Source organism: Haloflavibacter putidus (genome assembly GCF_006546625.1).
GTDB lineage: Bacteria > Bacteroidota > Bacteroidia > Flavobacteriales > Flavobacteriaceae > Mesonia > Mesonia putida.
In genome coordinates, this window is the sequence record NZ_VIAR01000009.1 from 20,667 (window position 1) to 34,918 (window position 14,252).

Sequence of the window (14,252 nt, forward strand, 5' to 3'; positions counted from 1 at the left end):
TTTATTCTTCCCAGAATTCGGGCGGTTCCGGGTTGCCTAAAACGGCACAATCTCCGCACTCTGGTGGTACCATATAAAAATCTTGATAACCCAATTCGTCATTTATAAATCTATCTGTTTTCCATAAGATTAATTGGTTATTTCTAACAAACTTTTTTAGTATATTCATCATTGATTGGCTTCCGGGAGGGACCGGTCCGTATTTGTCTATTACTTTTACCGGGCATTCTCTAAAATACTCTGGAACAGTTTCGTTAGGGAAAAAATCTTGATGGTTAAAATAAATTCTTTTGGAAGAAGCCGATACAACTTCAAAAAAACCTACAACCTTTTTATCCGGAAAATTAACCGATTGAATATTGCCTTCTATAAAACCAGGCTGATTAGGCGATAAAATATTGCCTTCAGAAGATAAATCATTTAAGGTTTCATAAAACTTATAAGCTTCAAAACTCTGCGTATATTGTGTTACATGTATGCTATAGCGTTCGTTAAGCCTATAATCTGTTTTAGGAATAAATTTGATAGGAAAATTCTGTAAATTGGTTTCTGTCAAATCTTCTGTGTTGGCTAAAATTGCTTTTTTAGCGTACTCTGTTCTATAACATTTTTCATGGTAAATCTCCGGATCATAAACTTGTTTTATAATAATTTCGGGAGGGTACCAAGAATAATCTGGTGCTATGTTTACAAAATCTGCTTTAAAAGGAGAGTAATAGGGAGCTGTAATTTTATAAGTTTCTTCATATTTAAACCTGTAGTAGGTGTTGCTACCATTTGCGGTAGTAGAATTAACGGCTATTTGTAAACCTTCTATACCTTCTTCATTAGTAGCTTTTTGTACGCTAAGGCTATCAATTACAGAAGAGCTTTCAAACATTGAAGTGGCTGTGTAGATATCGTTGGCGGTTGCCACTTTTAAGGTGTATTGTACATTGGGCTCCGCTTGAAAAGCTTGATTAGAAACAAAAGTACTGTCTTCTTCTTGGTAGGAAAAAGTATATTCTGTGCTTTGGTCTTTTATTAACTTTACGCTAACACCATTTGCACTAGGTTGATAAGTTGTGCTATCTACAGGGTAAGTTTTGGCTACCTTTATACGCTGTTTTTCTAACCTATTGGTAATGCTGGCTTCTATTACTATATTTTCTTCAAAATATTCAGAATTTATAGGGTAGGGTTCTGTACAAGCTGTAAAAAAAGTAGTAAAACCTACTAGGATTAAAATTATGTATATTATTTTTTTCATATTTAATTTGAGTAGTTAAGATATTAAATTATTCTTGCCAAAATGGTGGCGGCTCGGGATTGCCTAAAACCGAGCAATCACCGCATTCGGGTTTAACCATTAGAAAATATTCATAACCTATATTATTATCGTAATAACCATAGTAGTCATATAGTATTAAAGAATTTTGTTGAACTATAGACACTAGCCGAATACCTTCATTAAGGCGGTCTTCTATTACTAATCCGGGCGGTTGTAGTTTCCAAAAATCTTGTACTTCACATTCTATGAAATATTCTGAAATAGGTTCGTTTGGGTAATAATCAGAGCGGTTGATAAATACTCTTTTGGAAGAAATAGAAACAATATCAAAAAAACCTATGACTTTTTTCTCCGGAAAGTTTACAGATTGAATGTTACCTTGTACAAAGCCAGGTTGGTTAGGAGATAAAGTTTCTTCATTATAGTTTAACTCTTGTAAAATTTTATAAAATGTATAGGCTTCACGACTTTGCGCGTATTGTGTGATTTTAATAGTATATCTGTCGTTAAGCTTATAATTTGTTTTGGGTATAAAACTTATTGTAAAATTTGATAAATCATCTTCTGAAAGGTTTTGCGTAGTTGTTAAAATTGGTTTATTATGGAATTCTGTTCTGTAACAATCTCTGTGATATATTGTATCATCGTAAGCACGAATTACTAGATAGTCTAAAAAAGAAAATTGCCCATAACCTAATGGCATCTCTGTTAAAATTGCTTTGTAAGGAGAATAGTAGGGTGCTGTTAATGTAAAAGTCTCTTCATATTTATAACGATAATATTTGTCATCTTCACTATTGCTGTTGGCATTAACTGTAATGTCTAAACCTTCTATTCCTTCTTTATTTGTGCTTTTTTCTATACCTATATTTTCAAGTGTTACTTCATTTTCAAAATAAGAATTAGCGGTGTATAAATCGTTAGCGGTTGCCACTTCCAATGTATATAAAATATTGGGTTGCGCTTTAAAAGCTTCATCAGAAACATAGGTACTGTCTTCTTCTTGGTAAGAAAAAGTAAATTCTGCTCCTTGTTCACTTTTCACTTTTACGCTTACCGCATTACCGCCCGGTTGATACGTTTCGCTGTCTATAGGATAAGTTTTGGAAACTTTTATGCGCTGTTTTTCTAATTTATTTGTGATGTTAGCTTCAATTACAATGTTTTCTTCAAAATACTCAGAATTTAAATTATAGGGTTCTATACAACCAAGTAAATTGCTAAGAGCAACTAGAAAGGTAATTATGTAAATTATTTTTTTCACTTACTATAAAGATATCAAAAAAATTACTTCCTTGATTATTAATTTTTTACCTCAAAATATTTTTCTACTAGAATAGGTTGTCCGTTTTCGGTAAAACCTTCAATGCTTACTTTAAATGTGCCATTTACATCTGCTGTGAAAAACATAAAATCCCTACTTTCATTCGGTAATTGGACCGTTGGCTCCCAATATAACTCGTACCGGTAATCCGGAATTTTGTTTAGATTATTTGCAGTTGCATAATTTGGCTGGTTTAGAACCTTTTTTGGCGCTGGCCGGTTTAAGTTTGTTTTAATTCTATACTTTTTATTCACCTCTAATTCGTAATTAAAATCTTTATTGACAAAGTTTACAACACCGCTAAAAATTCGTGGTCCAAAAACATAACCCTTGTTTACAAACTCTATCTTTTTAATGTTGCTCGCTGGTAACTCAAACAATCGGTTTGTGTTTTGCACCACCGCGCCATTAAAGAGTACCAGACTGCTGCCATAAACCTCTGTGGTGGTAAAATTATCTCTATCGCGCAAATAAATGTTATATTTCCCATCTTGTTTTCTTGCATAGAGCTCGTTCGGGATTTCAATAAGTGTTTCCGCCAAGGTAGAAAATCGCTTATATTCATCTAAGTTATATGCTTTTTTAAAAGGTTCGTAAAAAGGTTGAGTTGGCAGGTTTGAAAGAATACTATCTTTCTTATATTCAAAATAAGCGTTTTGAATTTGTAAAGCGACAGACCTAGCTTCTATAGTTTCTTGCATAGAAGAATGTAGTAAGGTGGGTTTGCGAAACTCTAAATTTTTATATTTAATTTCTATACTATCTAAGCTTATGGTATATGCTTGCCGGTCTTCTGCAAAAACTTCTATATAAGTGGTAGTATGCGTGGGATATTGGTCTAAGTTAAAATAAAACTTTCCTTGCTTATCTGTATTTACAAGTTTGGTTTGCGAACTCTCGCCTCCCGGAATAGACAAAGCAACCTTTTTTTCTGCAACCTTAGGTCCGCTAATATGGCCGCTAATTAGTTGTCCTCGTATTTCGGGCAGTATAGACTTGCCTGCATTACTACTGTTTTGCGTATTTTCTGCATTGCTAAAATCTTTTGGAGATATGCTTTTTGTTAAACTTAAACCGTCTACTTTTTTTACCGAAATACTTACTTGCATATTTTTAAATGCTTCTAAGTTTAGTTTTACTTCTTCACGGGGTTTAAACTTATCTTTAGAGAAATTAACTTGCAGATATGTAGAAGTAATTGGTTTTAATTGCGTTTCATTCAACCTAACCGAATCTTGGGCTGTGCCACTTACCAGTTCTTGTTTTGGGGTTTGAAACGGATTGATTATAAAAATATCTGTTTGAAATAATTCAGAAACCGGTTTGTTTAACATCCATCGCGTATAGCCTAGTAGTTTATAATTGCCGCTAGGGGTGTTAGTAGGAATATAAATACTACCGCTTCCTACAGAATGTTCTAAATCTATAGCTTGTTTTTTAAGTACTTCTCCGTCTGTATTTACCAATTCTACGTATCCAATCTTACTAATTGTGCTAAAGGTTTGATCTTTAGTATTTAGGTTAAAAAAATTATAGCGTAGGTTTTCTCCAGCCAATAAAGTTTGGTTATTAACAGAAACATATACTTTTTCTTTTACATTGCTCAACGCATTTTGATTGTCTTGCGCTTTCGCGGAAAGCATTGTGCAGCCTAAGATTAAAAGAATTGTTGTTTTTTGAAGAATATAGTGCATAGTGGTAAAAATCTTTGGTTGCTTAAAACTTAAAGTTGTAGGTTACTGTAGGAATAGGAATAGAGAAAATAGAGCTTTTATAGCCTTTTACTTTTCCGTCTTCAGTAACAAAATAAATGTTATAAGGATTGTTTCGGCCTAAAACATTATATACCGAAATATTCCAGAAACCGTGTGCCAATTTACCTTTTCTGTGGTTAGCTTCTATATTTACCCCAAGGTCTAAACGGTAATAATCAGGAATCCTAAAAGCGTTTCTATCACTATAAGTAACATATTCTATATTGCCGTACTGAAATTTCCCAACAGGATAAGTAATTGGTCTTCCGGTTTGGTAAACCGCGTTTGCCGAAAAGCTAAAGCGTTTTGTTAGTTTATAATTTAACACCAAGCTAAAATCGTGTGGCTTATCATAATTGGTAGGGAAAAAGTTACCGTTGTTTACTCGCTGTTCTTGATAAGCTCCGTCTAATTTTATTTTAGAACGCGAATAAGTATAGCCTAACCAACCGTTAAATTTGCCGGAGGTTTTTTTAATCAAAAATTCTACGCCATACGCCTTTCCTTCGCCTTGCAGTAGTTCGGTTTCTAAATTTTCATTCAGTAAAACTTCTGCGCCGGTTTTATAATCCAACATATTCTCCATGGTTTTATAATAGCCCTCTAAACTCACTTCGTACATATCGCTGGCAAAATTCTTAAAAAAACCAAGAGAATATTGTTTAGATTTCTGAGGTTCTATATTTAAATTAGATAACTTCCAGGTATCTGTGGGAGATTGCGTGGTGTTTGTAGACAATAAATGAATGTATTGGTTGTTGGTGTCAAAACCAGCTTTAACCGAGAAATCGTCTAACAAAAAATACCGCGCAGAAAAGCGGTATTCCAGTCCGCCGTAGGTTTCTATTGTTTCGTTGTCATCATAAGTTTCTACGCCTATTTGCGTTAATTCACTTAAAGGTAAACCGGGTTCATAAACATTTTGTGTGCCTGGCCCCAAAGCGCTATAAAAAGAATAACGTAAACCGGCATTCAACAATAATTTATCGCTTATTTTAAAGGCATCGCCAATAAAAACAGCTGTTTCCAAACCTTTTTCTTCGTCAATTTTTAAAGGCTCAATAACAGATGTGGGTCCGGATGGTTTTATTTCTCCGGGTTTAATATTGTAAAGTTTTCCCGTTACTCCGTACGTTATGGTATGTTTTGAGTTGTAATTATAATCAAACTTAGCCTTTACTTGTGTTTCATTAATATTATAGCCAAAATCAAAATTATTAGTGCCGCGCGATTCGTAATTAATATCAAAACCGTAATTACTATTATTAACAAAAAGGCTTGCGCGATGATCGTTATTAAAATCATGCTCCCATTTTAGGTTAAGCATCAAGTTGTCGTAGGTGTTAAGCGAGTCTGAGGTTATGCTAAACTTATCTCTGCTATAATAAGCATTGGCTTCTATGCTGTTGTCTTCGTCTAGTTTGTGGTAATATTTTATAAAAGCATCATAAAAAGAAGCTTCGCTGTTTTTTAAATCCTCGTTATCTAAGGCGTTCAAAATCCAATCTGCATAAGTTGCCCTGCCGCCAACGCTAATACCGGCTTTATCTTTTATTATAGGAACGCTGGCAGTTAAATTTCCGGTAACCGGACCAATGCCGCCTTCTCCAGAAAAATTCTTTAGGTTGGGTTTTTTTGTCTGAATATCAAAAACCGAAGATAATCTTCCGCCATATTCCGGGGGTATGCTGCCTTTGTATAAATCTGCTTTATCTACCAAATACGGGTTTACAGCAGAGAAAAATCCGAAGAAATGAAACGGATTGTAAATTACTCCTTCGTTAAGTAAAACCAAATTTTGATCTGTTTTACCACCACGAACATTAAAACCTTGCGAGCCTTCCCCAACATTAGAAATCCCCGGCAGGGTAGTGGCAATTTTTATAACATCGCGTTCTCCCAAAACCAAGGGAACAGTTTTTACTTCTTCCATCTTAATAGAAGAAACACCGGTTACGGCAGCTCTTATATTTCGTTTTTTCTCGCCAGATATTACTACTTCATCCAATAAATTTACATCGCGTAGCATACTAAAATCAAGAGAACCATCACTATAAACCATTATTTTTCTGGTTTGTTTTTGGTATTCTAAAGACGAAACTTGCAGCTCATTAGCGCCAACGGGCAGTTTAATACTGTAAAAACCATTGGCATCTGTGGCAACACTTTTGCTTTGGTCTACGGTGCTCACCGCAATAAATGGTATAGGGTTGCCGGTTTTTGCTGCTTTTACAACGCCTGTTATTTTATATACCTCGTTGGTTTTTTCTTTGTTTTCTTTACCTATAAAAGCCAGGGGTTTTTCTTGCGTAGCAGTGGTGTCTCTGGCGGTAGTTGCTGTTTGAAATTCCTGATAAAAAACCGGTTGGTTTACAATTCTATTCTGAGTATTAAGCGAATCTTTTCCGAAGAAATTACGTGGCAAATCTTTGTAGATAAAATTATTTTTAGAGAGAATAACAGATTGGTTATAAATCAAAAAGTTAATATTGGTTTCTTCTAAAAGCTCTTCTAGTACAAGGTGCAAAGAAGCATTGTTATAATATTTCTGAATTTTTACATCCTGTTCTTCCAGCCAATTTTGGTCGTAAAAAAAGTTTAAATCGGTTTTATTTTCCAATTGCGAAATGGCTTCTTTAACCGTAACATTATTAAAATTGATACTAACAGGATTGGTCTTTTGTTGTGCGAAAGAAAACTGAATCGTTCCAAATAAAACTAAGTAGAGTAAAAAATATCTCATTTATAGGTGTGAAATTTAAGTCGTGTTATTCCGATAAGTATTGTAGTAAATTGCTTATAAATCTATACTCGTTAGATTTACGTAAACTTTTATATATTCTGTAATATTCTTTAATCGTCTTTTTCTTGGAAGGAAAAATTGGGTAAAAATCACTACGGGAATTTATAGTATAAAACGCTTGACCTTTCTCTACGAAATAGCTTTTTTGTTTTGTAAACTCATAATATACAGAAGAACCTTTTATGCGGTCTCTTTTTCCTTTAGCGTGATGAACGTACAGAGTTAGATTATTATTTAATGCTATTTTTTCGGCAAAAACAATGTTTTTACTCTTAGCAAATTCTGGCTCTGTTTTTTTAATATTAATAAACTTGGAAGTGCCAAAAGCAAAAGAATCTATTTTGGTATTGGCGAGATTTACACCAAAATCTGTAGTAGAATTTTGCAGTTTTAAAACAAGTTGTTGCTCAAATTCATCAAATTTTAGCGGTACGTTGTAGTAAATACTACCGTCGTAATATAAGCTGCTCGAAAGATAGTCTTTGGAGTAATACCTAATCTTATCATTAATAGTTCTAAACGTGTTCGTGTGCAGAGGACCGTTATTAATCTTCAAGTTTCTTACACCAAATACTTGATTAAATTCTCTTAGTATTTCTTTTTTGTTTTGCGCTTGCGCGGAAAGATTCAGTAAAAAAAAAGCACTAAAGAAAGCTAGAAAAAGATTTCTTTGCATTAAAAAATGGGTTGGTTATCAAAATGAATTGTTAAAGCTACATTAATTTTTCCTTCTATCAAAAAAACCCACCTTAAAAGGCGGGTTTTTCTAAATAAAATTCATTTTATCAAAATGGTTACACGCGCACGTGGCCGTCACCATAAACATAGTATTTGTTAGTAACCAATTGCTTTAAGCCTAACGGGCCGCGGTGGTGCAATTTGTCTGTACTAATAGCCAATTCTGCGCCAACGCCCATTTGTCCGCCATCTGTAAATCTGGTAGATGCATTATGGTAAACGGCAGCACTATCTATTTGCTCCATAAACTTGGCTGCTTTTTCTTTGCTCTCGGTTAAGATAGAAGCGGAGTGCCCACCAGAATATTTGTTTATCGTGTCAATAACTTCATCTAAGCCATCTACTTCCGCCAGTAGTATTTTCATAGCCAAAAATTCTTCGTACCAAGTGTCTTCGTTTGGTATTTTTGAAGCATTGGTTAAGGTTTTTCCAATTTTTTCATCTACCACAATTTCTACATTTACACCGCTTAGGATTTCTTGTATCTCCTTAAGCTTGGCTTCATAATTCGGAATGTTTTTATCTATTAAAACTTTATCCAAGGCATTGCATCCAGAAATTTTTTCGGTTTTTGCATTAATGATAACCTTTACTGCTTTTTCCCAATTTGCATCTTCTGCAACATATAGAAAATTGTTTCCTCTACCGCTAATTAAAACAGCGCAAGTAGCGTGGTCTTTTACAAATTTTATAAGACGCTCGCTTCCTCTGGGTACAATCAAATCTATTTTTTCGGTAGGATTGCGTAAAAATTCTTGGGTTTCTTCTCTCTTTAAATGCAAGAGTTTTATCCAGTCTTTATCCAAATCATTTTCCGCTAAAGCTTCGTGCCAGCATTTTTCTAAAATAAGATTACTGTTTATAGCTTCTTTACCACCTTTTAGTAGTATTTTATTATTTGCCTTAAAGGCTAAAACAGCAGCTTCTATAGTTACATCTGGTCTAGATTCGTATATAATTAAAATAGTGCCAAATGGATCTGTCTTATTGGTAACTTTTAATCCGCTGTCTAAGGTGATACTGGAAATTTCTTTCCCTACAGGATCTTCTTGTTCTTTAACTTCTTTGATGGCTTGAATCATACCATCTATTTTGGCTTCATTTACCACCAAACGGTCGTAAAGAGCTTGATCGTCTCTATCAAAAGCTTCTAAATCTTTTTTATTTTCTTCAATTATTTCTGCTCGTCTTTTTTCGATAATATCCATCATCGATTGTAAGACTTGATTTTTTTTATTGGTATCTAAAAGTTTCATGTTTTTAATTTTTTTGATTTTTCTTTTTCACAAATTGTAAACTAACCGTTTATAAATTTAGTTCCAACTTCTTTCCCATCTACAATATCAACAATCACGTTTGCACGCTTGCCATTGGCTATATACGTTGGTATATCTTTGTTAGCGGTGCCTTTGGCAATTTTTAATTTAGATTCCATACCGCCGCGACCTTCGCCTTCTCCTTTTTCAGAAGCTTGTACGTATTTTTCTACGTCTTGGTTGGTAGTCACTTCGTTTAACTTTTCGGAATCATCGTCATCCGGATGCCCGGTAAAAAGCCCTTCTGTATCTGTTAAAATAATTAACCTATCGGCGTTTACCAACTCTGCCACTAAGCTTGCCAATTCGTCGTTGTCTGAAAACATAGACATAGTTAACGATACCGCGTCATCTTCGTTTGCGATTGGTATTATACCTTGCGAAAGCAGACCTTCATAACAGCTTATCATATTTTCGCGATATTTACCTGGCGCAAAATCACGTTTGGTTGCTAAAACCTGCGCGCATCGCATTCCGTAATCGTGAAAAATGCTATAATAGTGGCGCATCATTCTTGGTTGACCCACAGCTGAATATACTTGACGCCTAACCGACTTGTCTTCTAAACTACATTCTCCTAAAACTTCTCTTCCTGCTATGGCAGATCCTGAGGATACCAAGATTACCATGACGTCTCGTTCGTAAAGGACAGATATTTGACGAACCAATTCTTTTAAAACTGGTCCTAGAATCCTGTTGTCTTTATTGGTCAATACATTTGTACCAACCTTTACTACTACTCGTTTAGTTTGCATATTGTGTTTTTAGGGTTATTATTTGCCTAATTCTACAGCTCTGTCAAAAGCTGCATAGGCGGCTTCTTTAATTAATTCTTTTACATTATTGTCATCCATAGAATCTAAGGCGGCTCTGGTAGTTCCTCCTTTAGAGGCTACGCGGTCCATCCAAGATTCCGGCGTAAGATCTGATTGGTTAAAGAGTTCTACTGCTCCTTCAAAAGTGCTGCTTACTAATACTTTGGAGTCGTAATCTGAAAAGCCCATTTTTAGTGCGGCCTCTAGCATAGATTGCATAAAGTAGAAAACATAGGCAGGACCACTGCCGGAAATGCCGGTAGAGGCATCTACAAATTTTTCGGTATCTACGTGAATAGATTCTCCTGTGGTATCGAGTAAATTACGAATCATTAATAATTCTATACGCGATACTTCTTCAGACTCTGTATAAGAAGTTACACCTTTACCTACTTGTGCAGGCAAGTTGGGCATAGTTCTTACTACTTTTTTAGCGCCTAGCCTATCTTGTATAGATTTGATAGTTACACCTGCCATTAACGAAATGAATATTTGACTTTGGTTAATCATAGGTTTCATCTTTTCAAAAAGATCATCGCTATGGTAAGGTTTTACCGCTATAAATACTAAATCAGCGTTGGGTAAACAATCTTCTAAATTTGCAAACACATCAAAGTGCGATATTTCATCCAAAGCCAATCTTTTTTTGGGGTCGGTATCAAATATTCTTAAATTGTGGTTACTCAAAAGTGGCGAAGTTGCCATTCCTTCAGAGTAGGTTAATCCCATATTTCCGGCTCCAATAACTAGTATTTTCATTTTTTTGATTTATAGATTATCACTATTTAATTTTAATAGGTTACAAAAGCTGCAAGTTGTATGCAGAAAGCTGGTTTTTTCAAATTAATTTGTAAACGTTTCTAAATTACTAAATAATGTACGGAAGCATTAAGGCTTTTGCATTATTTTAGTATTAAAATCTATGTAATGTTATTATCTCGTAAAAAGAATAGGTGACAAGTCGTCTATTTTGTGCAGGTTTGTCAGTATAAAAAAAGCTTCCGTCAAATAGACGGAAGCTTTTTAAGGTAAAACCTCTTTAAAAACGTTATTTAGAAATTACTTTTTGTCCGGTCTTGGTAAAAGTGCCTTTCTAGATACTTTGTCTTTTTTGTTTTTAGGATCAAAACCAAAGTATTTTACGTCTATCACATCTCCAATATTTACAACATCTGTAACATTGTTGGTACGTTCCCAAGCTAGTTCAGAAATATGTAATAACACCTCGTTGCCTGGAGCGTCTAAATATTCTACTACAGCGCCAAAGTCTAAAACCTTGATAACTTTTACTTCGTAAACGCTACCTTTTTCAGGCTTAAAAGTAATAGAGTCTATTTTAGTCATTACCTTATCTATACCTTCTTGACTGGTACCCAAGATTTCTACAATACCTTCTTCGGTTTCCGGATCTTCGTTTATAACAATCTCTGTTCCAGTTGTTTTTTGTAGTTCTTGAATGGTTTTTCCACCCGGACCAATAAGACCACCAATAAATTCGCCTGGAATTCTTCTGGTTATAATTTTTGGAGCGTATGTTTTTACATTCTCGTTTGGTTCTGCAATAGTTTCTGTCAATTTATTTAAGATATGCAATCTGCCCTCTCTAGCTTGTTTTAGAGCTTTTACTAAAATTTCGTAGGACAAGCCTTTGATTTTTATATCCATTTGACAGGCAGTAATCCCATCTTCTGTACCGGTTACTTTAAAGTCCATATCACCTAAAGCGTCTTCATCTCCTAAAATGTCTGATAAAACTGCATAATCGTCTCCTTTAGAAATAAGTCCCATTGCAATTCCTGAAACCGGCTTTTTAAGCTGTATTCCGGCATCCATAAGCGCCATAGTTCCTGCGCAAACCGTTGCCATAGAAGAAGAACCGTTAGATTCTAAAACTTCAGAAACTACGCGAACTGTATAAGGGCAGCTTTCTGGAAGCATTCCTTTTAAAGCGCGCTGTGCTAAGTTACCGTGACCAATTTCTCTTCTGGAAGTACCGCGAATTGGATAGGCTTCTCCTGTAGAAAATGGTGGAAAGTTATAATGTAAATAAAACGTTTCTTCGCCTTGTACGGTTGGTAAATCTACTACGTTTGCTTCACGCGAAGTTCCTAAAGTAACCGTAGCTAAAGCTTGTGTTTCTCCACGGGTAAAGATAGAAGAGCCGTGGGTAGATGGTAAATAATCTACTTCACACCAGATAGATCTTACCTCGTCTGTTTTTCTTCCGTCTAAACGAATACCTTCTTTTATAGTTAAGTCTCTAATGGCTTCTTTTTTCGTGCTTTTGAAGTATTTGGAAATCAAGTCTCCTTTTTCTTCCAATTCTTCTTCGTCAAATAAAGCTTCAACTTCTTCTTTTACTTTATCAAAAGCATCTGTACGATCGTGTTTTCCTAGACCTTGTTTAGCGATGTCGTAAACTTTGTCGTAGGCAGCATCGTTTATCTTTTTCTCTAACTCCTCGTCGTTAGTTTCTTTTTCGTACTCTCGTGTTTCTTTTTTACCGAAAGCTTCGGCCAATTTTACTTGTGCCTGACATTGTTTTTTAATGGCTTCGTGTGCAAATTTGATAGCTTCTGCCATTTCTTCTTCAGAAATTTCATCCATTTCTCCTTCTACCATAGAAACGCTATCTTCTGATGCGCCTACCATAAGATCTATGTCTGCTTTTTTAACTTGCTCGCGGGTTGGGTTTATAACAAACTCGCCATCTATACGCGCTACTCTTGTTTCTGAAATAGGATATTCAAAAGGAATATCAGAAAGTTGAATGGCCGTAGAGGCAGCCAAACCTGCCAAAGCATCTGGCATAACTTCTTCGTCATGAGACATTAACTGAATCATAACCTGCGTTTCAAACTTATAATCACTTGGGAAAAGCGGACGCAAAACGCGGTCTACCAATCGCATGGTAAGTATTTCTTCGTTACTTGGTCGTGCTTCTCTTTTAAAAAATCCGCCGGGATATCTTCCTGCCGCTGCAAATTTTTCGCGGTAGTCTACCGTTAGCGGGAAAAAGCTCATTGTAGAAGGTTTGTAAGAAGATACAACGGTACAAAGCAACATGGCTTTGCCCATTTGTACAACAACAGAACCGTGGGCTTGTTTAGCTAATTTTCCGGTTTCGAGAGAGATGGTTCTGCCATCGCCTAAATCGATAACCTCTTTAAATGTTTTTGGTTTCATACTATTTTTTTCTAATTAAACAAAGGTCGTTGTTGTGTTGTGTGTAGTTGTAAGACCAATGAAAAACCGCCTTTTAGAATTGTAGCGAGACAATTTATTATAAAAAAAAGGGGCATAAAGCCCCTTAAAATTATTTTCTTAATCCTAATTCTTTTACTATTTCCCGGTAACGTATAATGTCTTTTTTCATTAAATAATCTAATAGTTTTCTACGTTTACCTACCAAGGCTACCAACGAGCGCTCAGAATTGAAATCTTTGTGATTTCCTTTTAAATGTCCAGAGATATGCGCAATACGCTTTGTAAATAAAGCAATTTGCCCTTCTGTAGAGCCGGTGTCTTGTTTACCTTGCCCGTACTTCTCGAACAATTGTTCTTTTTCTTCTTTTGTTAAATACATTCCAATATTATTTCAATGATTATTATGTACAGATAGTTTTTCTATCGAGCGGCAAATATACTATTTATTTTTATAACAGTCATGAAAATTTGTAGCAGTTTTTTGGGGTGGAATAATACCGCTAATAATTAAAATATAAGCCCTATTTTATTCATTCATTTTATTTTCTATTTTTGTGCTGTGAAAAATAGTACGCTTCATATTATTTTAATGCCAATTTTGGCTGTTTGCATTCTTGTTTCTACAAGCTCTTTTACAGTTAATAAACGCTTTTGCGGAGAGTCTCTAATAGAAGCGAGCCTTTTTGCAGAGCTACAAAACTGTAAACATACTTCTTGTACTAATCTTCAGACAGAAAGAAATCAAACTTTTAAAATAGCTAAAGATTGCTGTAAAGAAACGAGTAACGTTGTTTACGGAAAAGAGAATCTGGTTCTAAAAAAATTAGAGAGCAAGAAAATTAAGGTGCAAAAACAAGAGTTTTTAAGTACTACTTTTGCTACTAGTGTTTCTTTACGGAATTTTGATGCTAAGGTCGCCGCTGTTTTTTACGAACCACCCTTACTTGTTCAAAAGAATTTATTCCGGCATTACCAAGTATTTATCATTTAATGTTTGCGTCTACTTTTTGTAGATGATTTTCAAT

11 protein-coding genes are annotated in these 14,252 nt (G+C 34.9%); 1 reads left to right on the plus strand and 10 read right to left on the minus strand.

The features are described from left to right. Position 1: 1 nt before the first annotated feature. From FKR84_RS09370 to rpsO, 10 genes are all read right to left on the minus strand, one after another. Positions 2 to 1,249: a DUF4249 domain-containing protein gene (locus FKR84_RS09370; protein ID WP_141422047.1), complete on the minus strand. Its 1,248-nt coding sequence runs from the start codon at positions 1,247 to 1,249 to the stop codon at positions 2 to 4. A 28-nt stretch (positions 1,250 to 1,277) separates the two neighbouring features. Continuing rightward, on the minus strand, positions 1,278 to 2,534 hold the full coding sequence (locus FKR84_RS09375) for a DUF4249 domain-containing protein (protein WP_141422048.1): 1,257 nt from the start codon (positions 2,532 to 2,534) through the stop codon (positions 1,278 to 1,280). A 38-nt stretch (positions 2,535 to 2,572) separates the two neighbouring features. Then, the gene (locus FKR84_RS09380) at positions 2,573 to 4,288 is read right to left on the minus strand and encodes a hypothetical protein (RefSeq protein WP_141422049.1); all 1,716 of its coding nucleotides are present in this window, start codon (positions 4,286 to 4,288) and stop codon (positions 2,573 to 2,575) included. 22 nt (positions 4,289 to 4,310) lie between these two features. Further along, on the minus strand, positions 4,311 to 7,091 hold the full coding sequence (locus tag FKR84_RS09385; protein ID WP_141422050.1) for a TonB-dependent receptor: 2,781 nt from the start codon (positions 7,089 to 7,091) through the stop codon (positions 4,311 to 4,313). A 25-nt stretch (positions 7,092 to 7,116) separates the two neighbouring features. Next, a complete protein-coding gene (locus FKR84_RS09390) occupies positions 7,117 to 7,827 on the minus strand; it encodes a hypothetical protein (RefSeq protein WP_141422051.1) in 711 nt (236 codons plus the stop codon). A 118-nt stretch (positions 7,828 to 7,945) separates the two neighbouring features. Continuing rightward, positions 7,946 to 9,145 (minus strand): glutamate-5-semialdehyde dehydrogenase, encoded by a 1,200-nt coding sequence (locus FKR84_RS09395; protein ID WP_141422052.1) that lies wholly within the window; start codon positions 9,143 to 9,145, stop codon positions 7,946 to 7,948. Between the two features lie 41 nt (positions 9,146 to 9,186). Beyond that, positions 9,187 to 9,960: a glutamate 5-kinase gene (gene proB, locus FKR84_RS09400; RefSeq protein WP_141422053.1), complete on the minus strand. Its 774-nt coding sequence runs from the start codon at positions 9,958 to 9,960 to the stop codon at positions 9,187 to 9,189. Positions 9,961 to 9,978: 18 nt separating this feature from the next. Beyond that, a complete protein-coding gene (gene proC, locus FKR84_RS09405) occupies positions 9,979 to 10,779 on the minus strand; it encodes a pyrroline-5-carboxylate reductase (RefSeq protein WP_141422054.1) in 801 nt (266 codons plus the stop codon). 300 nt (positions 10,780 to 11,079) lie between these two features. Continuing rightward, entirely contained in the window at positions 11,080 to 13,206 is a 2,127-nt protein-coding gene (locus FKR84_RS09410; protein ID WP_141422055.1) for a polyribonucleotide nucleotidyltransferase, read from the minus strand. A gap of 130 nt (positions 13,207 to 13,336) precedes the next feature. Continuing rightward, positions 13,337 to 13,606 (minus strand): 30S ribosomal protein S15, encoded by a 270-nt coding sequence (gene rpsO, locus FKR84_RS09415; protein ID WP_141422056.1) that lies wholly within the window; start codon positions 13,604 to 13,606, stop codon positions 13,337 to 13,339. A gap of 210 nt (positions 13,607 to 13,816) precedes the next feature. Here rpsO and FKR84_RS13565 point away from each other — a divergent pair, with 210 nt between their 5' ends. Continuing rightward, the gene (locus tag FKR84_RS13565) at positions 13,817 to 14,218 is read left to right on the plus strand and encodes an HYC_CC_PP family protein (RefSeq protein WP_407925299.1); all 402 of its coding nucleotides are present in this window, start codon (positions 13,817 to 13,819) and stop codon (positions 14,216 to 14,218) included. The last annotated feature ends 34 nt before the right edge of the window (positions 14,219 to 14,252 follow it).

Bases quoted from the DNA above. Each gene is read 5' to 3' on its own strand.
- FKR84_RS09370 (WP_141422047.1), bottom strand. From the start codon at position 1,249: ATGAAAAAAATAATATACATAATTTTAATCCTAGTAGGTTTTACTACT.
- FKR84_RS09380 (WP_141422049.1), bottom strand. From the start codon at position 4,288: ATGCACTATATTCTTCAAAAAACAACAATTCTTTTAATCTTAGGCTGC.
- FKR84_RS09385 (WP_141422050.1), bottom strand. From the start codon at position 7,091: ATGAGATATTTTTTACTCTACTTAGTTTTATTTGGAACGATTCAGTTT.
- FKR84_RS09390 (WP_141422051.1), bottom strand. From the start codon at position 7,827: ATGCAAAGAAATCTTTTTCTAGCTTTCTTTAGTGCTTTTTTTTTACTG.
- FKR84_RS09395 (WP_141422052.1), bottom strand. From the start codon at position 9,145: ATGAAACTTTTAGATACCAATAAAAAAAATCAAGTCTTACAATCGATG.
- proB (WP_141422053.1), bottom strand. From the start codon at position 9,960: ATGCAAACTAAACGAGTAGTAGTAAAGGTTGGTACAAATGTATTGACC.
- proC (WP_141422054.1), bottom strand. From the start codon at position 10,779: ATGAAAATACTAGTTATTGGAGCCGGAAATATGGGATTAACCTACTCT.
- FKR84_RS09410 (WP_141422055.1), bottom strand. From the start codon at position 13,206: ATGAAACCAAAAACATTTAAAGAGGTTATCGATTTAGGCGATGGCAGA.
- rpsO (WP_141422056.1), bottom strand. From the start codon at position 13,606: ATGTATTTAACAAAAGAAGAAAAAGAACAATTGTTCGAGAAGTACGGG.
- FKR84_RS13565 (WP_407925299.1), top strand. From the start codon at position 13,817: ATGCCAATTTTGGCTGTTTGCATTCTTGTTTCTACAAGCTCTTTTACA.